Below are 23,819 nucleotides of genomic sequence, written 5' to 3'. Positions count from 1 at the left end.
GTTGAGACTGAAATGTCCGCCTATCGGCGACGACGACAGGACAGGGCAACCATCGCGCACCTTCAGCCTTCACTCTTTTGAGACTATGTCAACAAAATTATTCCGGACACCAGTGGGCCTGCGCCGGGATGACGCCGCGGGGAACTTTTCCGCGCCCCAGCCATCCAAGCAAGATGGCTTACATTTACCAACAGGCGTGCGCACGCAATATCGGCTGGGTCACCCCGGCCGAGCAGGCGGCGCTGCGCCACAAGCGCATCGCCATCGCCGGCATGGGCGGGGTCGGCGGCGTGCACCTGCTGACGCTGGCGCGGCTGGGCATCGGCGCCTTCCACCTCGCCGACTTCGACACCTTCGACATCGCCAACTTCAACCGGCAGGTGGGCGCCACCATGTCCACGCTGGGCCAGCCCAAGGTCGAGGTGCTGGCCACTATGGCGCTGGACATCAACCCCGAACTCAAGCTGGTGCGCTTCCCCAACGGCGTCAGCCACGACAACCTGTCCACCTTCTTCGACGGTGTCGACCTGTACGTCGACGGCCTGGACTTCTTCGCCTTCGGCGCCCGCCAGGCCACCTTTGCCGCCTGCGCCCGGCTCGGCATTCCGGCCGTGACGGCGGCGCCGCTGGGCATGGGCACGGCGGTGCTGAGCTTCCTGCCGGGCCACATGACGTTCGAGGACTACTTCGGCTGGGGCGACCGGCCGGAGCTGGAAAAAGCCCTGCGCTTCCTGGTCGGGCTGGCGCCGGCCGGGCTGCATGGCGGCTACCTGGTCGATCCCTCCAGCATCAACTTGAAAGAGCGGCGCGGCCCGTCTACCATCATGGGTTGCGAGCTGTGCGCCGGCGTGGCGGCCACCGAGGCGCTCAAGATCCTGCTGAACCGCGGCGAAGTGCGGCCGGCCCCGTGGGGCTACCAGTTTGACGCCTTCCGCAACAAGCTGGTGCGCACCTGGCGTCCCGGCGGCAACCGCCATCCCTTGCAGCGGCTGGCCATGATGCTGGCGCGGCGACGACGGCCCGGAGAGAAAACATGAACCAGATGGAGCAAATCCTCGAACTGGCGCGCTGGGCGCCCAGCGGCGACAACACCCAGCCGTGGCGTTTCGAAATCCTCGACCAGCACCGGCTGGTGGTGCACGGCCACGACACGCGCGACCATTGCGTCTACGACCTCGACGGCCATCCGAGCCAGATTTCGATCGGCGCGCTGCTGGAAACCATGGCCATCGCCGCCAGCACCTTCGCGCTGGAGATGCGCGCCATGCGCCACAGCGACACGCCCGACACCCACCCCACCTTCAGCGTCGAATTCCTGCCCGCGCCCGGCATCGAGCCCGACCCGCTGGCCGGCGCCATCCTGCCGCGCGCGGTGCAGCGCCGCGCCCTCAGCCGCCGGGCGCTGACGGCGGCGGAAAAATCCGCGCTGCACCTGACGCTGCCGGAAGGCTACCGCGTGCACTGGCTGGAAGGCGGCCAGCGCACCGCCACCGCGCGCCTGATGTTCCGCAACGCCAAGCTGCGCCTGACCATGCCGGAAGCGCACCGCGTGCACCAGGCCATCATCGAATGGAACGCCCGCTACAGCGCGGACCGCATTCCCGACCAGGCGCTGGGCGCCGACGCCCTCACCACCAAGCTCATGCGCTGGGTGATGCGGGACTGGAAGCGCGTGCAGTTCTTCAACACCTGGCTGGCCGGCACGCTGGCGCCGCGTCTGCAAATGGACCTGATCCCCGGCCTGGCCTGCGCCGCCCACTTCGTGCTGGTGGCCGAGCGCCGCCCGCAGCGGGTCGACGACTACATCGCCGCCGGCCGCGCCGTGCAACGCTTCTGGCTGACCGCCACCGCGCAAGGCCTGCAATTGCAGCCGGAACTGACGCCGCTGATTTTCTCGCGCTACGTGCGCGAGGGACGCGTGTTCTCCAGCGTGCCCGGCATGCAGGAACAGGCGCGGCAACTGTCGCAACAGGGCGCGGCGCTGGTCGGCGCGGCGGACTGGGAAGCCGCCGTGTTCATGGGGCGCATCGGCGCCGGCGCGCCGGCGCGGGCGCGTTCCCTGCGGCGTCCGCTGAGCGAATTGCTGATGCCGTCCGGGAGCCGCTGATGCGCGCCATCAAGCCCGGCCAGATCGTCGTCTTCCTCGGCTTGCTGGCGCTGATCCTGCTGCTGGCCGTGGGCACCACCGCGCTGGTGTTCGGCGGCCTGCCGCTGGGCGATTTTCGCGGCGTCACGCTGGTGGCGCTGGCGCTGCTGCTGGTCTACCTGTATGCCTTCCTGGTCTACCGCCTGTTCCTGCGGGCGCTGCCGCTGCACGAGGGCGAGGTGCCGGAGCACACGCGCCATGAGCTGGCGGCCAACGTCAACATCCTGTTCTACCTGCTGCTGTTCAATTCGCTGATCCGCACCCACTTCATTCCGGTGCCGGTCCAGCGCCTGATTTATCTCGCGCTCGGCGCGCGGCTGGGCGCCAACACCTACAGCGCCGGCGCCCTGCTCGACCCGCCACTGACGCGCATCGGCAGCAACACCATCATCGGCCACGACGCCGTCATCTTCGCCCACGTGATCGAAGGCACGCGGCTGGAATTGAAGGCGGTCCAGATCGGCAACACCGTCACCATCGGCGCCAAGGCGGTGGTGATGGCCGGCGTGCGCATCGGCGACAACGCCATCGTCTCCACCGGCGCGGTGGTGACCAAGGATACGCAGATCGGCGCCGGCGAAATCTGGGGCGGCATCCCGGCACGCCGCATCAAGGCCGCGCCGTGACGGAATTTTTTACACCGGTCCGCGCCGCCCGGCACAAGTCCTTGATTTTAAAGGCGCGCTAACGCTGGCAAGGCTTTTGCTCCTTGATCGTCACGGCTTCGATTCCCGTGGCCTTTTTCGAGGAGCATCCATGAAAACCACTCAACCCGCGCTGGCCGGCGCCCTGCTGGCAGCCGCACTGGCCGCGCCGCTGACGGCCAGCGCCGGCCCCACCCTCGGCCTTGATCCCACCGGCACCGGCACCTACACCACCTATGCCGACCTGTGGACCAACGTCACCGACACCGGTCTCGCCACCGGCTTCATTCCGGGCCGCATCGTCGGCCCCGGCGCCACCGCGCCCTACCTGACCGAACTGCGCTCGCAAATGGTGGTCGGTACCATGTCGAACAGCAACATCCCCGCCATCGTCACGCCGGCCGGGCTGAACACCACGTTTGAAATCAGCAAGGTGGTGCGCTTCCAGGAACTGGTGACGGCGCAAACCGCCACCACCGTCAACTTCGGCCTGCCGGCCACCCAGTCGGCCGCCATGGACGTGGACCCGCTGCGCGCCGGCGTGCAGAACGTCGCCATCTTCCTGGACCGCATCACCGACGGTAGCAAGGCCGTGCCCGGCAACGGCGCCAACACCGTGCGCTGCTACGGCGAGGGCGTGACCTCCACCGGCTGCGGCGGCGTCGGCGGCGATGGCGACGGCATCATGATCATGTCCGGCCACCTGGTGTTCAACGAGGCCAGCTTCAGCGCCTCGGGCGCGGTGGGCACCGGCTCGTTCGACTCGCGCTTCATGATCGATTATGTCGATCCTAACTACCTGGACGCCGTGACCGGCTCCATCTTCGTCGACAAATTCACCGGCACCACCAACGTGCCGTCGTTCTTCACGCCAACCATGATGTGGGACGGTTCCACGCCCACCACGGTGCCCTTCCTCAAAGTGGATTCGTCGCAGAGCTTCGCCACCATTCCGGAGCCCGCGACCCTGGCACTCATCGGACTGGGCTTTGCGGGACTCGCGCTGGGCACGCGCCGTAAAGTGCAGTCGTGACCGCGGCAGCGGTCTTTTCACGCGGACCGGGACCTCCCGCCCGGTCCGTTTTTTTGCCTGCGCGGCCGCTTAATGCGGCGTCACGCGCCAATGGGCGCGCTTGGTGCGGAAGGTGTGGTTGCGGCGGTACTCGCCCGGACTCATGCCGATGGCACGGCGGAACAGCTTGCTGAAGGTGCTGGCGTTGGTGTAGCCGCAGGCGTTGGCGATGGTTTGCAGACTGTTCAGGCTGATCTCCAGCATCACCTTGGCGCGCTGCACGCGCAAGTCTTGCAGGTAATCGAGCGGCGTCATGCCCAGCACGGACTGGAAATGACGCAGCAAGGTGCGCTCGCTGGACGATGCCACCACCGCCAGCGCCGACAAGTCGTAAGGCTGCTCGATATTCGCCTCCAGCCACTGCTTGGCTCGATATACCGGACTGTCCGAGGTGAGCCCCAGCCAGTCACGCTCCATCAATTGATTGCCTAGCTGCTGGCGCTCGGTTTGCAGTTGCAACAAGCGCGCGCAGCCTTGCGCCACTTGCTCATCCACCAGCCGCGCCAGGATCGCCATCATGAATTCGCTTTGCTGCGACGGCGCCACGCAGGAATACAGCTGAGGATGAAAACTCATGGCGTCCGGACTGGAAAAATCGCAGGATGGAAAACGCCGGCGGAAGAAAGCCTTGAATGCCCAGTGTGTATCGAGCCTGAGGCCCGCCAGCATGCCCGCCAGCGCGGGGAAAATCAGACCGGTGGAGCAAGCGGCTACAATGCCGCCCTGCGCCACGTGCGCCTTGAGCAGTGCCAGCACCGCCGGGTAGCGCTGGGCGATGATGGGCAGCTCCAGCGCGTTGGCACCATACAACGCCGGGATCATGATCAGCGTGTTTTCCGGCGCTGGCGACGGCCGCGCGGGCGTCGAGGCAAACACGCCGGGCTGCGCGGTATCGAACAGCGCCGGCCCCTCCGGCGGCGTCAGCACTTTCCAGCCCAGCGGGCTGAGAGCGTGGGGATTTCGCAACTTCAGCACCGTGTCGGCCAGCCGCAGCACGTCCACCGCATTGAACACGGTACCCATGATGGCCTCTGGCAAACAGAGGATCTGCACCTCGAATTGGGGCGGCGATGTGGCGGAATTGGTCATGATTATGGCGATAATGCTCCTATTTTAATCATAGTGCAAACCTTAGAATGAATTTCAGCAGGCGATACGGCCGGCGTTTCGAAGTGACGTTCAAGGGAGATGACATTGATTTTGATTCAACAACGGCTGCCGCTGCGCCTGTGCGCCAGCGCCGTCAGTGTGGCGCTGGCCAGCATGGCCGCGTCCACCAGTTTTGCGCAAGAAACCGAACCAGTGGTGGTGGTGACGGCCCAGAGCCGCAGCCAGCAAATCCAGAATGTGCCGATCGCGGTGCAGACCCTGTCCGGCGCCGCCCTCAAGGACCTGGGCGTGGCCAACCTGGGCGACGTCGACGCCTTCGTGCCCGGCCTGTCGATCGACACTTCGCAAGCGATCCGCCCCAACATCTACCTGCGCGGCGTCGGCACCGAAGACTTCGGCATCGGCACCGACTCGCCGGTCGGCATCTACACCGACGGCGTCTACACCGGCAAGAACGGCGGCTCGCTGCTCAACTTCAACGACCTCAAGCGCATTGAAGTGCTGAAAGGCCCGCAAGGCACGCTGTTCGGCCGCAACGCCGCCGCCGGCGCCATTTCCATCGTCACCAACGAACCGGTCAACCGGGTCGAGGCCGGCGGCCTGGTGCGCATCGGCAGCCACGGCGCCCGCTACGCCGAGGCGCTGTACAACACGCCGCTCAGCGACAGCGTGGCGCTGCGCATTTCCGCCGTCAACCAGCAGGACGACGGTTGGGCCCGCAACGCCTACAATGGCAAGCGCATGGGCGATGAAGGCGACCGCGGCGTGCGCGCCACCCTGCGCTGGCAAGGCGAGCAAGCATCCGCCACGCTGAGCTGGGAACACGAGGTGATGCGCGCCGCCGGCCCGCTGGTGCTATCCCTCACCGGCAACAAGATCAACTACGGCGGCCCGTCGACCTGGACCAATCCCTTCAACACCCGGCTCAACAACGACGCCCAGCCGGACATGCAGGGCCGCACCTTCGATGGCGTCACGCTGCGGGTGGAAAAGCCGCTGTCGTTCGCCACGCTCAGCAGCACCACCGCCTACCGCCATTACAACGCGCAGAACTGGCAGGACAACGATGCTGGTGCCGACCAGGCCAGCGCCCTCTCCACCGGCATCGTCGAGTCGAACGCCACCTGGCAGCAGGAGTTCAAGCTGAGCGGCGAGACCGGCAAGATCAACTGGGTCAGCGGCGTCAGCGCCTACCGCGAGCGCGCCACCTCGGTGCAGAGCGTGTCGACCAACACCACCTCGCTGGACACCATCATCCAGCACTCGGCCGGCCTGTCGCCTTACGCCACGCTGACCGCGCTGGCGCAAGGCCTGGGCAAAGCCACCGGCAGCAGCGCGCTGCAAGGCGTCAACCTGCTGGGCCAGTCGTGGTCCGAATACATGCACGACAAGGGCGAGTACCGCGCCTACGCCGCCTATGGCGACGCCATCTGGCACGTCACCGACCAGACCAACCTGACGCTGGGCGGCCGCTACACGCACGATCAGAAAACCTTCAGCTGGTACAACCCGCAGCGCACGGCGGCCGGACTGGACGCCACGCTGGCCGCGCTCAACGGCGCCAATTTCTTCCCTTCGCTGGTGGCGGCCAGGCTGCTGACGGCAACCCAGGCGGCCACCCTGAAGGCGGTCACCACCAGCAACATCCAGTTCACCAATCCGGGTTCCAGCAAGGCCGCCTTCACGGCCAACAACAGCTGGAACAATTTCAGCCCGCGCGTGGTGCTGGACTATCACCTGACGCCGGACCACATGGGCTATCTGTCGTGGAGCAAAGGCTACCAGTCGGGCGGCTTCGACGCGGTGGGCGTCAACGGCCAGTACGACAAGGAACTGGTGACCAATCTGGAAGCCGGCATGAAGGGCACGGTGCGCGCGCTGGGCCTGAGCTACGGCGCCTCGGTGTTCCACTACCAATACACCAACCTGCAAAGCCTGACGCTGGTGCCGGCCAGCGCCACCAGCGGCATTCCGGTCTACCAGATCGTCAACAGCGACCAGAACGCCACCGGCGTCGACCTCGAAGCGCAGTGGAAGCTGAACCGCGTCTGGCGCCTGAACGGCACGCTGGAATATCTCGACCAGACCTACGCCAACTACGTCGCTCCCACCGGCGTCAACCTGAACGGCCAGGCCGCCGGCGCGCCTTACCTCAGCGCGTCGGCCGGCGTGGCGGCCAGGTGGCCGGCATGGGATGGCAATGCCGATTTCAATCTGATGTACGGCTATCAGGGCGAGAAGCGCTGCAACGCCGACACCCGCCAGACCGGCACCTGCCTGCCGGATGGCGAGATCGGCGCCGGCAAGGCGCGCGAACGGGTCGACATGCGGCTCGGCTGGCAGGCGCCGTCCGGACGCTGGGGCGTGGGTCTGGTGGTCAACAACCTGACCAACAAGCAGTACGTCTCGGTCAGCACGCTGGGCTCGGCGGTGGGCTCGCCGTACGTCTACGTCAGCAAGCCGCGCGTGATTGCCCTGGAGCTGCGTGCCCAGCTGTAATCCCTAGACCGGCAGCTGTGACAGCAGGCCGGCCAGCCGCGCGCCGGCGTCGTAGCGCAGGAATTGCTGGGCCACGCGCCCGGCGGCCGCGCGCGGCGCCGGCTCTTCCAGCAAATGCAGCGCGGTGTCGCGCAACGCGCTTTCCACCAGCCGGTCCGAACGCAGCAGGGCGCCGGCGCCGGCCCGCACCACCCCATCCATGTTCAGGTATTGATCGAGATTGCCGGCTATGCCCAGCACCGGCACGCCGGCCGCCAGCGCCTGCTGGCTGGTCGGGCTGCCGCCGTTGCAGATCACCAGCCGCGAACGCCGCGCCGCCTGCTCGCCCGGCAGGTAGGTGGCCACGTGCACATTGGCTGGCAGCAGGCCGGGATCGACATTGCCGGCGGTGGCCGCCATCACCGTCAGCGGCAAGGGCGCCAGCGCCTGCAACACCTTGGGCAGCAAGGCCCCCTGTCCCGAGCTGCCGAGCGTGACGTAGACAACGTCGCGACCGGCCGGCAGATGGTCCCACCAGGCCGGCGCCGGCGTGGACGGCGACCAGGTCACCGGCCCCAGATACGAATGCGTGGCCGGCAAGTCGTGGGCCGGGAACATTTCCGGAATATCGGCATACAGCACGCGGTCGGCGTCGGTATAGATGCGCCGCAGGTCGTGCCCCAGCGACGGCATGCGGTAGGCGCGCCGCACCCGGTTCAGCGGCCGGCAATGCAAGGCGAACGCCATCGGCCGTACCAGCTTGAACAGGCGGTCGGCCAGCCCGATCGGCAACAACCGCGCCAGCGGCAAGGCCGGCACCTGATAGTGCTGCTGCACGTACGGGCTCCAGTAGGCATTGCTCAGGGCCACGTACGGCACTTGCGCCAGCCGCGCGCTGACCGACAGCGACAGGCGGAAATCGCCGATCACCACGTCCGGGCGCGCCGCTTGCAGCAGGCGCATGTCGTCCAGCACGTACTGGCTGAGCGTGGCGGCGTCGTACACCGGCTTGCCGGCCGCCAGCGCCGCCAGGAAACGCGCGCCGGGAATGCTGTTGATGCTCCAGTAGGTGAGCCCGGCATCCTTGATGAACATGTCGTAGCCCGGCGCGCACGCCAGATGCACGTCGTAGCGCTGCCGGTCCAGCGTGCGCGCCAGCGCCAGTGGACGGCCGACATGCGCCAGCGTCACCGCCTCCGCCACAAACAAGATTTTTTTGCGTTCCATGCCCACAGCTTGCGACGCCCGTCGCGGCGTTGTTTGAGGCAGCGCAAACGTGCGCGCATTAGACGCAGATCAAAGCCGAGCTTGCCTGAAAACTATATTTTGCTGGTTGGCATACATGAATGGGCCTCGCCATGTTCAACCAGGAACGCTCCGGTCTGAGTCATAAGCTGACACTCATGTCCGTGCTGTCCACCGGCAGCGCGCTGCTGCTGGTGTTCGTGGTGTTTGCCGCCACATCCGTGCTCAGCCACAGCGAGGAGGCGCGCCAGCAACTGTCGTCGCTGGCGGCCGTGCTCGGCAACAACAGCAAGACCGCCCTGTTGTATGCCGACCGCAAGCAGGCCGGGCAAACGCTGGCCTCGTTGGCGGCCGAGGATGACATCCTGCAAGCCGCGCTGTACGACAGCGAAGGCCAGTTGCTGGCGCGTTACCTGTCGCCGCGTCTGCCGTCCGGCCAGGCCGGGCCGGATACGCTGACGGCGCCGCTGGACGCGGCCGAGGTCCACAGCGAGCGCAGCGGCCTGCCGTGGGCGCCCGCCCTGCGGGTCTACCGCGTGCTGCGCCATGGCGGCGACACGGCCGGCGTGGTCATGGTGGAAGGCGCGCAAACCCGCATGTGGCTGGACATCCTGAAAAACCTCGGCGCCGCCATGGTGGCCGCCGCGCTGTCGTTCATGATGGCGCTGCTGACGGCGGCGCGCTTCAAGGGCAGCATCGCCGAGCCGGTCGGCAAGCTGATGGCGGCGGCGCAGCAAGTCAGCCGCGGCCAGGTGACGCCGCGCATCGTCCACCAGCGCCACGACGAGCTGGGCGCGCTGATCGACAGCTTCAACGACATGCTGGCGCAGGTGGAGGGCCGCGACGCCGCGCTGGCCCAGTACCGCGACCAGCTGGAGCGCCAGGTCAGCGTGCGCACCGAGCAGCTGGAAAAAGCCAAGAACGCGGCCGAAGCCGCCAGCCAGGCCAAGAGCGCCTTCCTCGCCACCATGAGCCACGAAATCCGCACGCCCATGAACGGCGTGCTGGGCATGACCGAACTGCTGCTGGCCACGCGCCTGACTGAGCAGCAGCGCCACTACACCAGCATGGTCAAGCGCTCCGGCGAGCATCTGCTGGTGATCATCAACGACATCCTCGATTTTTCCAAGATCGAGGCCGGCAAGCTGACGGTGGAATACATCCACTTCAATTTCCGCGACCTGCTGGACGACATCGACAATGTGTTCTCGCCACAGGCCCAGGCCAAGGGTTTGCGGCTGGAGTTCGACATCGCGCACAACATCCCGCTCAGCATCTGCGGCGATCCCAACCGCCTGCGCCAGGTGATCTTCAACCTGCTGGGCAACGCCATCAAGTTCACCGATGCCGGCCAGATCACGGTGCGGGTGATGGTGGCGCAGGAGGAGGCGCAATCGGTCGGCCTGCGCTTCGAGGTGCACGACACCGGCATCGGCGTGTCGTCCGAGTCGCGCGCGCGCATCTTCGACTCGTTCTCGCAGGCCGACGGTTCCACCACCCGCAAGCACGGCGGCACCGGCCTGGGCTTGGCGATTTCAAAACAACTGGTGGAGCTGATGGGAGGCGTTATTGGCGTCGACCATGCGCTAACTCAAGGATCGGTGTTTTGGTTTGCCGTAAATTTTGATAAACGTCGTGTTGACAGCGACGATCCATCCACCGCCACACAGGGAATCCGCGCTTTGATTGTCGACGAAAATCCCGCCAGCCGCGCCGCACTGGAGCGGCAACTGGCGGCCTGGCGCATTGCCTGCGCCAGCGCCGCCGCCACCGACGCCCTGCCCCGGTTGCGGCAAGCGGCAGCCGACGGCCGCGCCTACGACGTGGTGCTGCTCGACATGGAACTGCCGCGCACCAGTGGCCTCGCGCTGGCCGCCGCCATCCGCAGCGAAGCGGCGCTGGCCGCGCCACGCCTGCTGTTGCTCAGCACCGAACGCAATGCCGCCGACCGCGTGCAGCAGCGCGAAGCCGGCGTCGCCTTCCAGCTGATCAAGCCGCCGCGCGAATGCGACCTGCACGACGCCGTCATCACGCCCCTGCGCGGCCGTGAAGCGCGCCCGGCCGCCGATTCCAGCGCCCCGCATGCCGCCGGTCCCGATGTCCGGACAGCCGGCGAGCCCTACGGCGGCACACGCGCCGTGGCCGCCAGCACCGCCCTGTCCGCCGCTGTGGCGTCCGCCGCGCCGCCGGTGAGCACACTCAGCACCGGCACGGCGCGCGGCCGCAAGCGCCGCAAAGTACTGCTGGCCGAAGACAATCCCGTCAACGTCGAAGTCGCCAGCGCCATGCTGGAAGGCCTGGGCCTGGACGTCAGCCGCGCCTGCAACGGCGAGGAAGCGCTGCACTCGGTGCAGGCCGATGACTTCGATCTCATCCTCATGGACTGCCAGATGCCGGTGATGGACGGCTTTGCCGCCACCACGGAAATCCGCCGCCATGAACAGCAGCGCGGCCGCGCGCGCAGCATGCCCATCATCGCCATCACCGCCAACGCGCTGCAAGGCGACCGCGAATCCTGCCTCGCCGCCGGCATGGACGACTACCTGAGCAAGCCCTTCACCCAACAGGCGCTCGGGCAAACACTGTCGCGCTGGATCAGCCTGCCGCGCGTCGCCCCGCCGCCCGCCGAAGCGCCGCAGCAAGACGACATCATCAACCTGCAAGCACTGGAAAACATCCGCGCCCTCAGTCCGGCCAACGGCGCCGCCCTGCTGGAGCGCGTGCTGCAAGCCTTCCTGCGCGACACGCCGGCGCACCTGCACAGCATGCGGCAAGCCATCGCCGGCAACGACGCGGAACAACTGCGCAAGGCCGCCCACAGCCTCAAATCCAGCAGCGCCAACGTCGGCGCCCACGCGCTGTCCCAGCGCAGCAAGGAACTCGAACAACTGGCACGTACAGACACCACCGCCGGCGCCGCAGCACTGCTGGCTGACATGGAACACTCTTTCCAGGCCGCGCGGCAGGCGTTGGGAGCCCTCCTGGAAAAGGAAACCTGATCATGGCAACTTCCCCCAAGCGCGGCCGGGTACTGGTCGCGGACGACGATCCCACCATGCGGCTGCTGATGCTGGAAATGCTGGCCCAGGTCGGCCTCGACGGCATCGAAGCCGAAGACGGCCTGCAAGCCGTGGCCAGCTTCCAGAGCGCCACGCCGGACCTGGTGCTGCTGGACGTCGACATGCCCGGCATGGACGGCTTCAGCGTCTGCCGCGCCATCCGCAAGCTGGAAACCACGGCCAGCGTGCCCATCATCATGGTCACCGGCGGCGACGAGCTGGAGTCGGTCACCCGCGCCTACGAGGCCGGCGCCACCGATTTCGTCTCCAAGCCGATCAACTGGCCGATACTGGGCCACCGCGTGCTGTACGTGCTGCGCGCCAGCGACGCCATCAGCCGCCTGCGCATCGCCGACGCCCAGCACCGCGCCGTGCTGGCCGCCATTCCCGACACATTCTTCCGCATGAACAAGGACGGCTACTACCTCGACTACGAACAAGGCCACGAAGCCAGCAGCGTGTTCGCGACCGACATCTGCGTCGGCCGCCACCTGAGCCAGGTGCTGCCGGCCGACATCGCCGGCCACATGATGGAGCAGGTCCGCGCCGTGCTCGACACCCAGCACATCCGCTCGCTGGATTACGAACTGCCGCTGCCCGGCCCGGCGCCGCGCGTGCGCCAAGGCGAGCATCCGGCGCCGCCGCCATCGCGCCACTTCGAGGCGCGGCTGGTGGCCACCGGGCCGGACGAGGTGCTGGGGCTGGTGCGCGATATCAGCGAGCGCAAGCGCAGCGAGGAACAGATCCGCCGCCTGGCCTATTGCGATTCGCTGACCGGCATCCCCAACCGCCAGGCCTTCCTTGAAACGCTGGAAGCCGAACTGGCGCGCTCGCGCAAGGCCAACAAGAAATTCGCCGTGCTGTTCATGGACCTGGACGCCTTCAAGCGCGTCAACGACACACTGGGCCACCATGTGGGCGACGAACTGCTGCAAGCCGTCGCCGAGCGGTTGTGCGAAACCATCCGTTATGGCGACCTGGTCTCCCGCTCCCCGGCCAACAACTTGGCACGCCTGGGTGGCGACGAATTCACCATCCTGATCCCGGAACTGGAGCGCGTGGAAGACGCGCTCAACGTCGCCCACCGTGTGAAGGAAGCCATGCGGCAGCCGTTCGATCTGCTTGAACACGAAATCTTCGTCACCGCCAGCATCGGCATCTCGCTGTATCCGGAAGACGGCGAGGACTGCAACTCGCTGCTCAAATATGCCGACACCGCCATGTACCACGCCAAGAACTGCGGCAAGAACAACGCCAAGCTGTACAGCTCCTCGCTGACCATGCAGATCATGAGCCACGTCAAGCTGGAAGTGGGCTTGCGCAAGGCCTTGCAGAACGATGAGCTGTATCTGCTGTACCAGCCGCAGATCGACGTGCCCAGCGCGCGCATCGTCGGCTTTGAAGCGCTGGTGCGCTGGCGCCATCCGGAGCGTGGCGTGATCTCGCCGACCGAATTCATCCCGCTGGCCGAAGAGACCGGCCTGATCGTGCCGATCGGCGAATGGGTGCTGCGCAGCGCCTGCCAGCAGGCGATGGCATGGCAGCAGCCGGGCAAGCCGCCGGTGCGGGTGGCGGTGAACTTGTCCGCCAAACAGTTCAAGGACGAGAACCTGACGCAAAGCGTGATCTCGGCCCTGCACGACACCGGCCTGCCGCCCGAACTGCTGGAACTGGAACTGACCGAAGGCACGCTGATGGACGACGCCCGCGCCACCATGTCCACGCTGGAGCAGCTGCGCGCCATCGGCGTGTATTTGTCGATCGACGATTTCGGCACCGGCTACTCATCGATGAACTACTTGAAGCGCTTCGACGTGCGGGCTTTAAAGATCGACAAAAGCTTCATCAGCGGCCTGCCGCTGGATTCCGAAAACGCCGCCATCACCCGCGCCATCATCGCCATGGCGCACGGCCTGAAAATGGTGGTGGTGGCCGAAGGCGTGGAAACCGACGCCCAGCTGGTCCTGCTGGAACAATACGGCTGCGACATGGTCCAGGGCTACTACCTCGGCCATCCCTCCCCGCCCGACACCATCCACCGCATGCTGGCCAACCAATGCGCGCTCGCCATGACATGATCAAGATCACCCAGACGCGGGTGGAACCACCCTCAAACTCTTAATCGCCGTTGCAATCAAGCGCAATCAGAGGTTGTCCGCAGTACCGGATTAACCGTAGGTCGCAACAACCTCGCCCTCTGGATTGGTAATCAAGGTTTTCTGGATGTGCCATTCGACCTCATCCAACCCGGCCATCTGATAGCGGCCTTCCTTGGCTTGCACGATACGCAAGAATTCAGTGATGGACGGCAGCGCAATGGTCATTGCGGCGCCGTCCACCGCGACACCGCTTTGCCCGGCTGGCTGAAATACCAATTGAAACTCCGGTCCCGCAACGGTGAATGGACGTCCGAATGGTAGCCGCAGCGGCAATAGCTCGTGCAACTGCGCCACCTGGCGGGCGCCAAGCGTTACCTGTATCAAAGACTTACGCAGCAGGCGCTTCTTCATATCGATCCGCAAGACATCCACATAGGTATAGCCTTGTGACGAACCATCCACACGCAATCCGTCCATCACTTGAGTGGCAACGGCGGAATTGCTCATCAAGGACTCGCGGTGCAGATCGGTAATCCACAACGGCATGAATGGCAGCAGTACATCCAACAGTTTTCTGGTCGACCAGCGTTTAGCCGCCTCTTCCTCCTCAGCGGTCAGGCCCACCACCTGGATGAATTTCAAGCGGCCATTCGGCGTGTCGAGCGCAAGCAATCGAGGGTCTTCTGCAAAACCCATCGAGCAGATCGGCGTGTTTTCATTCAAGGCGATTGGCCCGTTGGCGGTCATCCAATGACCATCTTCGAAGACATTGCCAGTCTTGAAGACATAACGCGCCAGATTTTGCAGGAAGTTCAATGCCCACATTGGCGGCTCGCTTGCATCGGTAGCGCAAGCCAGACGGAACGTGAGTTCAAAACCATAGCCACTGACGTCTGGATCCGTGGACTCCTTGGCATACAGCTCCGAGAACCCGAAGGTAACGAAGTGCCAGTGCGGCCGTGACTCCTCGCTACGGTAGACACTGATGCCATCCAGTGGATCTGAGCCACCAAGCTGGTAGCTGATGACCGTCCCAAAATGCCTTGGCTCCTGACCGGGATAAAGCGACTCAAGGGCGCCAGAGATCGCATCCCAGCCCGGGCTCAGGTCATCGCTCTCGTCGCTCATAACACCCCATCCTGCTTCATCGCGGCGATGGCGTCGGCGCTGTAGCCGAGTGATCGCAGGACTTCGTCATTGTGCTGGCCCAGCGTGGGGCCCAGCCATTTGGTGTGGCCCGGCGTGGCCGACAGTTTGGGCGAGATGGCCGGCAGCTTGACCGGCGTGCCGTCCGCGAACTGGTGCTGCTCGAACATGTCGCGCGCCAGGAACTGTGGGTCGGTCATCATGTCGCGCACCGAGTAGATTTTGCCGGCCGGGACGTCGGCCGCTTTCAGCACGTCCAGCGCGCTGTCGATGGTCTGCGTGTCGCACCATGCCTGGATCGCGTCGTCGATCATTTGCGTGTGCTTGACGCGGCCGTCGTTGCGTTCCAGCTCGGGATTGCCGGCCAGGTCGATGCGGCCCATGGCCAGCACCAGCCGCTTGAAGATCGCATCGCCATTGCCGGCGATGACGATGTTCTCGCCATCCTTGGTGGTGTAGGTGTTGGACGGCACGATGCCCGGCAGCGAGCCGCCAGTGCGCTCGCGCACCACGCCCGCATGGTCGAACTCCGGCACCAGCGATTCCATCAGGTTGAATACGGATTCGTACAAGGCCACGTCCACCATCTGGCCTTCGCCTTTCAGCTTGCCGCCGGTGGCGTCGCGGTGACGCAGCGCCATCATGGCGCCGATCACGCCGTGCAGCGCCGCCACCGAATCGCCGATCGACACGCCCACCCGCACCGGCGGCCGGTCCGCATGGCCGGACACGTAGCGCAATCCGCCCATCGATTCGCCGATGGCGCCAAAGCCCGGCAAATCCTTCATCGGCCCGGTCTGGCCGAAGCCGGACAGGCGCACCATGATGGTCGATGCATCAACCGCCTTCAATTGCTCGTAACCGAGATCCCACTTCTCCAGCACGCCGGGACGGTAGTTCTCGATGATGATGTCGGCCTCCAGCGCCAGCTTGCGCGCGATCTCGCGGCCTTGCGCATGCTTCATGTTGAGCGTGAGGGATTTCTTGTTGCGCGACTGGACCGACCACCACAGCGAAGTGCCATCCTTCAGCACGCGCCATTTTCGGATCGGGTCGCCGCCGTCGGGCGACTCGACCTTGATCACTTCGGCGCCAAATTCCGCCAGCATGCGCGCACAAAAAGGGCCCGCGATCAGCGTGCCCAGTTCCAGTACCTTGATACCGGCCAAAGGACCGGAAGTGTTCTTGGTAGTCATGTCGTCCTTCGATCCAGCATGGCGCGGGCGATGGTGCCGGCGTCCACGTATTCAAGCTCGCCGCCGACCGGCACGCCGCGCGCCAGGCGGCTCACGCGCAGGCCGCGCGCCTTCAGCATCTCGGAGATGTAATGCGCGGTGGCTTCGCCTTCGTTGGTGAAATTGGTGGCCAGCACCACTTCGGTGACCAGCCCGTCGGCGGCGCGCGCCACCAGTTTTTCGAGGTGAATGTCTTTCGGGCCGATGCCGTCCAGCGGCGACAAGCGGCCCATCAGCACAAAGTAGAGGCCCTTGTAGGTCAGGGTCTGCTCGATCATCAGCTGATCGGCGGGCGTCTCGACCACGCACAGCAGGCGGCGGTCGCGCGACTCGTCGTTGCAGGTGTCGCAGACGTCTTCTTCGGTGAAGGTATTGCACAGCGCGCAGTGATGCACGGCGTTGACCGCCTGATGCAAAGCGCGCGACAGCATGTCCGCGCCTTCGCGGTCATGCTGCAACAGGTGGAACGCCATGCGCTGCGCCGACTTCGGTCCCACGCCGGGCAAGCGGCGCAGGGCTTCGGTCAGGAATTCCAGCGACTTGGACATGGTTCCTTAGAAAGGCATCTTGAGGCCGGCCGGCAGGTTCATGCCGGCGGTCAGGCCGCCCATTTTCTCGGCGGCGGTGGCTTCGGCCTTGCGCACGGCGTCGTTGAAGGCGGCGGCGACCAGGTCTTCCAGCATGTCTTTGTCGTCAGCCAGCAGCGACGGGTCGATCGAGACGCGCTTGACGTCGTTCTTGCAGGTCATCACGACCTTGACCAGGCCGGCGCCCGATTGACCTTCGACTTCGATCAGGGCCAGCGATTCCTGGGCCTTCTTCATGTTCTCTTGCATTGCCTGGGCTTGTTTCATCAGGCCGGCCAGTTGGTTCTTCATCATGGTGGAGTTCTCCGTGTTGCGGTAAGTTGTTTAAGGGAGCGATCAGGCCGCCGCAGCCGCGCTGGTTTGCGGCGGCACGATGGAGCCTGGGACCACCCAGGCGTCCAGTTCGCGGATCATGCTGTTCACAAAGGGATCGTTGGCCACGGTTTCCTCGGCGGCGCGCTGGCAGGCTTCGCGGTAGGCCTGGGCTTCGGCGCTGGCGGTGTACCAGACGGCGCCCAGTTCGCTGTCCACGCGCACCGTGCGGCCGAAGCGTTCGGTCAGGGCGGCGGTCAGCTTTTCCACGTTGCCCGGCGTGCGCCAGGTTTCGATCGGCACGCGCAGGGCGATCACGAAGGCGTTGCCTTCGAAGTAGCACTTGACCATTTCGGCTTGCATCGCCAGCTGCTGGGCGGTGCCGCGCAACGGCAGCGCGGCGGCGACCGCAGGCCAGTTGCCGTCCCAGTTCAGTTCGGGGACGGGGGTGATGACGTATTCGTAGGGCGCCTTGGCTGGCGCCGGCGCGGCGCGCGCAGGCATGGCGATGGCGTGCGGGTCGTTCGCTTGCTGGGCTGGCGCGGCGGCTGGCTCAGGGGCGTACGGATGCGCGGCGCCTTGGGCTGGCATGGCGGAGTCGTCGGAGAATTCGGTGACCCACGGTGGCAGGTCGTCTTCTTCGACTGCTGGCTTGGCCTTGGCTTGCGGCGCCACGTACTGCGGAGCAGCCGCAGGCGACGCGACGCGTGCAGGGGCTTCCAGAACAGCAGCGCCACCGTCAGCGGCTGGCGGCATGTCTTCCCACGGCGCCGGACGTGCCGGCGCGGCAGCCATCTGCGCACCGGGCGCGGATGCGCCAGACGGGACGGCAGGCGCTCGCGACGCTGCGGCGGCTTGCGGCGCAGTGTATGCGGCGGCAGGAGCGTGCGACGCGGCAGGAGACGTGTATGCGGCGGCCGGTGCTTGCGGTGCCACGGCCTGCGGTGCGTGCACGCCAGGCTGCGGCGCGGATGTTGCAGGCGCCGTCGAAGCGGCGCTTACGCTGGGAGGCGACGGCGGCGCATCGGGCGCTGGCGCTGCCGGTGCAGCTGGCGCGCTGGCGGCCGGACGTGCGCCGCCTGGACGCGAGGCGGCGCGCGCGGCTTCCAGCGCAGCGTTGATCGCGGCGCGCGCAGTACTGATCGGCGCGGCTGGAGCTGACGCGGCGGCAGCCGGCGGCGCGTTTGGCGCAGAGGCCGGCGCGGGGGCAGCACTGGCAGGCGCCTGTACAGCAACGGCCGGCGACTGCGCAGCGCTAGCGGGCGGTTGTGCGGCAACGGCTGGCGACTGCGCAGAGCTAGCCGGCGGTTGTGCGACAGCGGTTGGCGACTGCGCGACGCTAGCCGGCGGTTGCGCGGCAGCGGCCGACGACTGCGCAGAGCTAGCCGGCGGTTGTGCGGCAGCGGCTGGCGGCTGCGACGCCGCAGCTTGCGCGGCGACTGGCTGCGGTGCGGCGGATGCTTGCGCGGCGGCGGCCATTGCAGCGGCGGCTGGCGATGATGCGGCTGGTGCGGCTGCTTCGCGCGCCATCGCGGCGGCGCCGGCGATGACTGATGGCGGCACGACGCTGGCATGACTCGCCTGCACATTGGCGGCGGCACGCGCCGGCGTGGCGCCTGCCGCGGCGCGGGCCGAAGCCATTGCCGCCTGACGCGATACCGCTGGTGCCGCCGCTGGTTGTCCCTCTGCCCCGCCTACGCCGGGGCGAAAGGCCAACATCCGCAACAAGGTCATCGAGAAACCGGCATATTCATCCGGCGCCAGGCCCAACTCATTACGGCCATGCACCGCGATCTGGTAATACAGCTGCACCTCTTCCGCATCGAACAAGCCGGCCAGACGCACGATATCCGCATACTCCGGCAAATCCTCCGGCAAGGCCGAAGGCACCGTCTGCGCCAGCGCGATCCGATGCAGCAAAGTCCCCAGATCCTGCAAGGCGCCGTTATACGACAGGCTGCGCGTCGCCATCTCATCGGCCACGGCCAACAGATCGGCGCCATCCTGCGCCGCCAGCGCATCGAGCAAACGAATCAGGTACGACTGGTCCAAAGCCCCCAGCATGCCCTGCACCGCATCCAGCGTCACCGCGCCGGCCGCATAGGCAATCGCCTGGTCGGTCAGCGACAAGGCGTCGCGCATCGAACCATGCGCGCCAGTCGCCAGCAAACGCAAGGCCGGATGCTCAAAAGTGATGCCTTCCTGTCCTAGAATATTTTCCAAATGGCCGATGATGTGCCCCGGCGGCATCTGCTTCAGATTGAATTGCAGGCAGCGCGACAGCACCGTCACCGGAATCTTCTGCGGATCGGTGGTCGCCAGAATGAACTTGACGTGCTCCGGCGGCTCCTCCAGCGTCTTCAGCATGGCGTTGAAGGCGTGATTGGTCAGCATGTGCACCTCGTCGATCATATAGACCTTGAAGCGCGCATTGGTCGGCGCGTACACCGCCTGCTCCAGCAACTGCGCCATCTCGTCGACGCCGCGGTTGGACGCCGCATCCATCTCGATGTAATCGACAAAGCGGCCCGCATCGATCGCCGCGCACGCCTCGCACACGCCGCACGGCGTGGCCGTGATGCCGCCCGTGCCATCCGCCCCCACGCAGTTAAGCGACTTGGCCAGAATCCGCGACAAGGTGGTCTTACCCACACCGCGCGTACCGGTGAACAAATAGGCGTGGTGCAGCCGGCCGCTATGCAAAGCATGCGTCAGCGCGCGAACCACGTGCTCCTGGCCGACGAGCGTTTCGAAGTTTCGAGGGCGGTATTTACGGGCGAGGACTTGATAGGACATGCTGGGATTTTACCGTATCGCGGGTGCCAAAGCGGCAATTGTAACAAGTCGAGACTAGATTAGGTAAGTCTGCGATTTGGCTCTACAATTTGTTTTTCTTTTAACATGCCAAAAATGAAAAAACTTGCCCTGATTCCCCTGCTGTTGCTGTCCCTGACCGCCCACGCCGACGAACGCGAATGGCATCCCTACAAAAAGCTGATCGAAGACCTGCGCATCGACAAGTTCTACGCCCTGCCCGCCCTTGAGCGCGACAAGATCAACCTGTTCCTGACCGTCAAGCCGGTCAACAAGGGCATCAAGCCATCCGACGTGGTGCTAAGCGTGGTGCAAGGCGGCGAGCGCCAGCAATTGCCGCCGCTGTCGCCCGAATACCGCCTGGCGCTGGTGCCCAACCCCAAGTGGATGAACGGTGACGCCAAAATCATGACCAGCCTGCCGAAGGAGGAAAAGTCCGCGGTCGGCTGGGACGCCACCACGCCGCTGCCGGACGGCCTGCAATGGAACTACAACGCGGTGATGGGCAGCGTCGGCCAGATGAACCAGGCCATCAAGAAAATGGCCGGCGCGCTGAGCATGTTCGCGCCGAGCGCCAAGACCGTCACCTTCAAGTTCAACCACCGCGCCCAGCTGAAAGTGGGCGGCACGGTCTACAACACCGACGCCCAGAACCACATCAAGCTCAAGCCCGACAGCGACCTGTTGAAAGAGAATCCGCTGATGATCGTTTCCGAGCGTCCATTCGAAGCCGAGCTGGATAGCGAATAAAGAAAAGCCGCCCGAGGGCGGCTTTTTACTGAATAAGGAGGCGAGCCTGATCTGCGGCACTTATGGTGAACGGCTGTGGCTGCTTCGTTCCCGACCTGACCAGGTTGACCATGCCACAATGCGCAGGGGCCCGCCAGACATCATTATACCTTACAGGCCCAACTCCTGCCAAATTTGGTCCACCCGTGTTTTCACCTCGGACGACATGGTGATCACCGTGCCCCACTCGCGCGTGGTTTCGCCCGGCCATTTGTTGGTGGCGTCGATGCCCATCTTGCTGCCCAGGCCACTGACCGGCGACGCAAAATCGAGATAATCGATCGGCGTGTTATCGACCAGCGTGGTATCGCGGGTCGGGTCGACGCGGGTGGTGATGGCCCAGATCACCTCGTTCCAGTCGCGGATATTCACATCTTCATCCACCACCACGATGAACTTGGTGTACATGAACTGGCGCAGGAAACTCCACACACCGAACATCACACGCTTGGCGTGGCCGGCGTACTGCTTCTTGATCTGCACCACCGCCATGCGATAACTGCAACCTTCGGACGGCAAATGGAAATCGGTGATCTCGCTGAACTGCTTTTGCAGCAGCGGCACGAACACCTCGTTCAGCGCCAGGCCCAGCACGGCCGGCTCATCCGGCGGCTTGCCGGTGTAGGTCGAGTGATAAATCGGATCGCGGCGCATGGTGATGCGGTCGATCGTGAACACCGGGAACCAGTCCTGCTCATTGTAATAACCGGTGTGGTCGCCATACGGCCCTTCCAGCGCATGCTCGTAGCCGGACGGATGATTCTCGTCCGGGTAGATATGCCCTTCCAGCACGATCTCGGCCGAGGCCGGCACGCGCAGCTCGCTGCCGATGGCCTTGACCAGCTCGGTGCGGCTGCCGCGCAGCAGGCCGGCGAACTGATATTCCGACAAGGAGTCCGGCACCGGCGTCACCGCACCTAATATAGTAGCGGGGTCCGCACCCAAAGCGACGCAGACAGGATAAGGCTTGCCTTTGCTTTGGATGGCGTGCTCGCGGAAGTCCAGCGCGCCGCCGCGATGCGCCAGCCAGCGCATGATGACCTTGTTCGGACCCAGTACCTGCTGGCGGTAGATGCCCAGATTCTGGCGCTTCTTATTAGGGCCTTTAGTAATGACCAGGCCCCAGGTAATCAAAGGCGCCACGTCGCCCGGCCAGCAGTGCTGGATCGGCAATTTCGACAAATCGACATCGGCGCCTTCCCATACGATCTCCTGGCACGGCGCGCCGCGCAGCTCTTTCGGCGCCATGTCCCACACCGCCTTCACCAGCGAGCCCAGGCCCATCAGATCCTTGAAATCCTTCGGCGGCTCCGGCTCTTTCAAGCGCGACAACACATGACCGATCTTGCGCAGTTCGCCGACGTTCTCGGCGCCCATGCCGAGCGCCACGCGGCGCTGCGTGCCGAACAAATTACCCAGCACCGGGATGCTGTGCCCGGTGGGATGTTGGAACAGCAAGGCCGGACCGCCGGCGCGGAGGGTGCGGTCGCACACCTCGGTCATCTCTAAATGTGGCGAAACGGGGCTTAAAATGGGCTTAAGTTCGCCCATCCGTTGCAGTTGAGAAATAAAATCTCGTAGATCGGAATATTTCATCGGTTTTTTAATATTTTCTTACATTAAAGCGCACTGTTTAAAAATACAGGTCAAGTGATTGATTTTATTGGTTTTACGCCGGACGCAAGGCAAAATTCTAGATTTAAAAGTTATAAAGACGGTTTGCGTTAGTATTGACTTGATATAAAACGCCTTCTACAATCCACCCTACTTGATGAGTACTGCCCCTTGAGGCCACTCATACATTCACGGAGTCGGGGCTCCACATGACATTTTAAGGAGTGTTTTCATAAGGCGTCTGCCTTCCTCCCCGAAAGTAGTTGTATTGCATCTGGTTGACTCCACCTGGAGAGATCAGCAACAAGCAAGCAATGATGGCGTTTGATCGCGCGCTTCCGCAGCGGCGATGAACGAAATTTCTGATGCACGGCATTAGCACCTGTTTAGCTGCGTATGACGCTGGCGGGGGATCGCTTTTACGGACATTTCAGGGGAACTTTATGATTAATAGCAACAACGGCGCAGCTACGCTTGCCCGTACCATGGCTCGCCAGCCAGCCGCGTGGTTCACCACGTCGCGCATTTCGGCAAAGGGTGTGTTGACCACCGCCCAGCACACCCTGACCATTGTGGGTGTGACCGCTTTAGTAGTAATGGCAGTCATGTTTGTCCGCCCAGACCTGGCCAAGGCCCTCAGCGACAGCCTGAACCGGGTACCGGTGGCAGAAGCCGTGGCCGTCACCGCGCCGCCGCTGGACGCGCTGATGGACGCGCCAGCCGCCGCCACGGCCACCGCCTCCACCGAGCCGCTGACCGCCGAAGAAAAAGCCCTGCTGGGCACGGAAAAGCAGCAGAAGTGGGTGACCAACTGGCTGTCCAAGCGCTACCGCGTAGCCGGCGACGCCGCCAACATGCTGGTGTCGACCGCCTACCTGACGGCGCGTGAAATCAAGCTCGACCCGCTGCTGATCCTGGCGGTGATGTCGATCGAATCCGGCCTGAATCCGTTCGCGGAAAGCCCGATGGGCGCGCAGGGCCTGATGCAGGTGATGTCCAAGGTGCACCACGAGAAGTTCCAGGACATGGGCGGCCTGCAAGCCGCGCTGAATCCGGTCGCCAACATCCGCGTCGGTTCGCTGATCCTGAAAGATTACGTGACCCGTGGCGGTTCGGTGGAAGCCGGCCTGAAAAGCTACGTCGGCGCCGCCGCGTTTGAAACCGATGATGGTTACGGCAGCCGCGTGCTGGCCGAGTACAACCGCCTGAAACAGGTTTCGGCAGGCAAGAAGGTACCAACCATCACGCCACCGCAGCAAGTGGCCGTCGCACCGGCCAAGCAGCCGGCCCCGCCGGTCGCAGCGACCGAGAAATCGGTCAACGGCACGCAGATCGCTGGTCTGTGACTAGTCCTGGAATAAGTTGACGGGTAACCGCCTTTTTCGTTACCCGTTAATTAAGCTCCAGCAAAGACGCCCGATGAACTTCATCGGGCGTTTTGTATTGTAGAGCTGCATGTAGCCGCTTGG

At 64.8% G+C, this 23,819-nt stretch carries 17 protein-coding genes and 1 other RNA gene; 9 read left to right on the top strand and 9 right to left on the bottom strand.

What is annotated here, in order from left to right; genetic code table 11:
- Positions 1 to 173: 173 nt before the first annotated feature.
- From GM676_RS29635 to GM676_RS29620, 4 genes are all read left to right on the top strand, one after another.
- Positions 174 to 1,037 carry a ThiF family adenylyltransferase gene (locus tag GM676_RS29635; protein ID WP_155468090.1) on the top strand — a complete coding sequence of 288 codons (864 nt, stop codon included), beginning with the start codon at positions 174 to 176 and terminating at the stop codon, positions 1,035 to 1,037.
- Entirely contained in the window at positions 1,034 to 2,107 is a 1,074-nt protein-coding gene (locus tag GM676_RS29630) for a nitroreductase family protein (RefSeq protein WP_155468089.1), read from the top strand. The genes GM676_RS29635 and GM676_RS29630 overlap by 4 nt, the downstream gene beginning before the upstream one ends.
- Positions 2,107 to 2,772, top strand: a complete 666-nt coding sequence (locus GM676_RS29625; RefSeq protein ID WP_155468088.1) for an acyltransferase — start codon at positions 2,107 to 2,109, stop codon at positions 2,770 to 2,772. Before GM676_RS29630 ends, GM676_RS29625 begins: the two co-directional genes overlap by 1 nt.
- Positions 2,773 to 2,902: 130 nt before the next feature.
- Positions 2,903 to 3,823 carry a PEP-CTERM sorting domain-containing protein gene (locus tag GM676_RS29620; RefSeq protein WP_155468087.1) on the top strand — a complete coding sequence of 307 codons (921 nt, stop codon included), beginning with the start codon at positions 2,903 to 2,905 and terminating at the stop codon, positions 3,821 to 3,823.
- A gap of 69 nt (positions 3,824 to 3,892) precedes the next feature.
- On the opposite strand, the gene GM676_RS29615 is transcribed toward GM676_RS29620, so the two are convergent.
- Positions 3,893 to 4,951, bottom strand: coding sequence for a GlxA family transcriptional regulator (locus GM676_RS29615; protein ID WP_155468086.1), 1,059 nt, complete (start codon positions 4,949 to 4,951; stop codon positions 3,893 to 3,895).
- Between the two features lie 105 nt (positions 4,952 to 5,056).
- Here GM676_RS29615 and GM676_RS29610 point away from each other — a divergent pair, with 105 nt between their 5' ends.
- Complete coding sequence (locus GM676_RS29610; RefSeq protein WP_170304383.1) at positions 5,057 to 7,471, top strand: TonB-dependent receptor; 2,415 nt, start codon at positions 5,057 to 5,059, stop codon at positions 7,469 to 7,471.
- A gap of 3 nt (positions 7,472 to 7,474) precedes the next feature.
- Here the strand turns inward: GM676_RS29610 and GM676_RS29605 are convergent, their stop codons facing one another.
- Positions 7,475 to 8,677, bottom strand: a complete 1,203-nt coding sequence (locus GM676_RS29605; RefSeq protein ID WP_155468084.1) for a glycosyltransferase — start codon at positions 8,675 to 8,677, stop codon at positions 7,475 to 7,477.
- Positions 8,678 to 8,808: 131 nt separating this feature from the next.
- On the opposite strand from GM676_RS29605, the gene GM676_RS29600 reads away from it, so the two are divergent.
- On the top strand, positions 8,809 to 11,694 hold the full coding sequence (locus GM676_RS29600; protein ID WP_155468091.1) for a hybrid sensor histidine kinase/response regulator: 2,886 nt from the start codon (positions 8,809 to 8,811) through the stop codon (positions 11,692 to 11,694).
- Between the two features lie 2 nt (positions 11,695 to 11,696).
- Positions 11,697 to 13,832, top strand: coding sequence for a putative bifunctional diguanylate cyclase/phosphodiesterase (locus tag GM676_RS29595; RefSeq protein ID WP_155468083.1), 2,136 nt, complete (start codon positions 11,697 to 11,699; stop codon positions 13,830 to 13,832).
- 90 nt (positions 13,833 to 13,922) lie between these two features.
- On the opposite strand, the gene GM676_RS29590 is transcribed toward GM676_RS29595, so the two are convergent.
- Genes GM676_RS29590 through dnaX form a run of 5 tightly spaced genes read right to left on the bottom strand, consistent with a single transcriptional unit; the run spans position 13,923 to position 19,929 of the window.
- Positions 13,923 to 14,981 (bottom strand): suppressor of fused domain protein, encoded by a 1,059-nt coding sequence (locus GM676_RS29590; RefSeq protein ID WP_155468082.1) that lies wholly within the window; start codon positions 14,979 to 14,981, stop codon positions 13,923 to 13,925.
- Positions 14,978 to 16,195 (bottom strand): CaiB/BaiF CoA transferase family protein, encoded by a 1,218-nt coding sequence (locus GM676_RS29585; protein ID WP_155468081.1) that lies wholly within the window; start codon positions 16,193 to 16,195, stop codon positions 14,978 to 14,980. Before GM676_RS29585 ends, GM676_RS29590 begins: the two co-directional genes overlap by 4 nt.
- Positions 16,192 to 16,782 (bottom strand): recombination mediator RecR, encoded by a 591-nt coding sequence (recR, locus tag GM676_RS29580; protein ID WP_155468080.1) that lies wholly within the window; start codon positions 16,780 to 16,782, stop codon positions 16,192 to 16,194. Before recR ends, GM676_RS29585 begins: the two co-directional genes overlap by 4 nt.
- Positions 16,783 to 16,788: 6 nt before the next feature.
- On the bottom strand, positions 16,789 to 17,115 hold the full coding sequence (locus GM676_RS29575; RefSeq protein WP_155468079.1) for a YbaB/EbfC family nucleoid-associated protein: 327 nt from the start codon (positions 17,113 to 17,115) through the stop codon (positions 16,789 to 16,791).
- Between the two features lie 42 nt (positions 17,116 to 17,157).
- A complete protein-coding gene (gene dnaX, locus GM676_RS29570; RefSeq protein ID WP_155468078.1) occupies positions 17,158 to 19,929 on the bottom strand; it encodes a DNA polymerase III subunit gamma/tau in 2,772 nt (923 codons plus the stop codon).
- A gap of 114 nt (positions 19,930 to 20,043) precedes the next feature.
- On the opposite strand from dnaX, the gene GM676_RS29565 reads away from it, so the two are divergent.
- Positions 20,044 to 20,697 carry a hypothetical protein gene (locus tag GM676_RS29565; protein WP_155468077.1) on the top strand — a complete coding sequence of 218 codons (654 nt, stop codon included), beginning with the start codon at positions 20,044 to 20,046 and terminating at the stop codon, positions 20,695 to 20,697.
- Between the two features lie 36 nt (positions 20,698 to 20,733).
- On the opposite strand, the gene ffs is transcribed toward GM676_RS29565, so the two are convergent.
- An RNA gene (ffs, locus tag GM676_RS29560) (signal recognition particle sRNA small type) lies at positions 20,734 to 20,832 on the bottom strand.
- Between the two features lie 15 nt (positions 20,833 to 20,847).
- Positions 20,848 to 22,332, bottom strand: coding sequence for a 4-hydroxy-3-polyprenylbenzoate decarboxylase (ubiD, locus tag GM676_RS29555; protein ID WP_155468076.1), 1,485 nt, complete (start codon positions 22,330 to 22,332; stop codon positions 20,848 to 20,850).
- Between the two features lie 461 nt (positions 22,333 to 22,793).
- On the opposite strand from ubiD, the gene GM676_RS29550 reads away from it, so the two are divergent.
- Positions 22,794 to 23,696, top strand: coding sequence for a transglycosylase SLT domain-containing protein (locus GM676_RS29550; RefSeq protein ID WP_155468075.1), 903 nt, complete (start codon positions 22,794 to 22,796; stop codon positions 23,694 to 23,696).
- The last annotated feature ends 123 nt before the right edge of the window (positions 23,697 to 23,819 follow it).

The sequence above is a fragment of the Duganella radicis genome, from assembly GCF_009720825.1.
Classification (GTDB): domain Bacteria; phylum Pseudomonadota; class Gammaproteobacteria; order Burkholderiales; family Burkholderiaceae_D; genus Rugamonas; species Rugamonas radicis.
Note: the sequence above shows the minus strand (reverse complement) of the source record. Positions and strands in the feature narration are given on the sequence as shown.

Coding starts and splice junctions, on each gene's coding strand:
- GM676_RS29590 (WP_155468082.1), bottom strand. CDS start 14,981: ATGAGCGACGAGAGCGATGACCTGAGCCCGGGCTGGGATGCGATCTCT.
- GM676_RS29615 (WP_155468086.1), bottom strand. CDS start 4,951: ATGACCAATTCCGCCACATCGCCGCCCCAATTCGAGGTGCAGATCCTC.
- GM676_RS29595 (WP_155468083.1), top strand. CDS start 11,697: ATGGCAACTTCCCCCAAGCGCGGCCGGGTACTGGTCGCGGACGACGAT.
- GM676_RS29585 (WP_155468081.1), bottom strand. CDS start 16,195: ATGACTACCAAGAACACTTCCGGTCCTTTGGCCGGTATCAAGGTACTG.
- dnaX (WP_155468078.1), bottom strand. CDS start 19,929: ATGTCCTATCAAGTCCTCGCCCGTAAATACCGCCCTCGAAACTTCGAA.
- GM676_RS29620 (WP_155468087.1), top strand. CDS start 2,903: ATGAAAACCACTCAACCCGCGCTGGCCGGCGCCCTGCTGGCAGCCGCA.
- GM676_RS29565 (WP_155468077.1), top strand. CDS start 20,044: ATGAAAAAACTTGCCCTGATTCCCCTGCTGTTGCTGTCCCTGACCGCC.
- GM676_RS29625 (WP_155468088.1), top strand. CDS start 2,107: ATGCGCGCCATCAAGCCCGGCCAGATCGTCGTCTTCCTCGGCTTGCTG.
- GM676_RS29630 (WP_155468089.1), top strand. CDS start 1,034: ATGAACCAGATGGAGCAAATCCTCGAACTGGCGCGCTGGGCGCCCAGC.
- GM676_RS29635 (WP_155468090.1), top strand. CDS start 174: ATGGCTTACATTTACCAACAGGCGTGCGCACGCAATATCGGCTGGGTC.
- GM676_RS29575 (WP_155468079.1), bottom strand. CDS start 17,115: ATGATGAAGAACCAACTGGCCGGCCTGATGAAACAAGCCCAGGCAATG.
- GM676_RS29600 (WP_155468091.1), top strand. CDS start 8,809: ATGTTCAACCAGGAACGCTCCGGTCTGAGTCATAAGCTGACACTCATG.
- recR (WP_155468080.1), bottom strand. CDS start 16,782: ATGTCCAAGTCGCTGGAATTCCTGACCGAAGCCCTGCGCCGCTTGCCC.
- GM676_RS29550 (WP_155468075.1), top strand. CDS start 22,794: ATGATTAATAGCAACAACGGCGCAGCTACGCTTGCCCGTACCATGGCT.
- GM676_RS29605 (WP_155468084.1), bottom strand. CDS start 8,677: ATGGAACGCAAAAAAATCTTGTTTGTGGCGGAGGCGGTGACGCTGGCG.
- ubiD (WP_155468076.1), bottom strand. CDS start 22,332: ATGAAATATTCCGATCTACGAGATTTTATTTCTCAACTGCAACGGATG.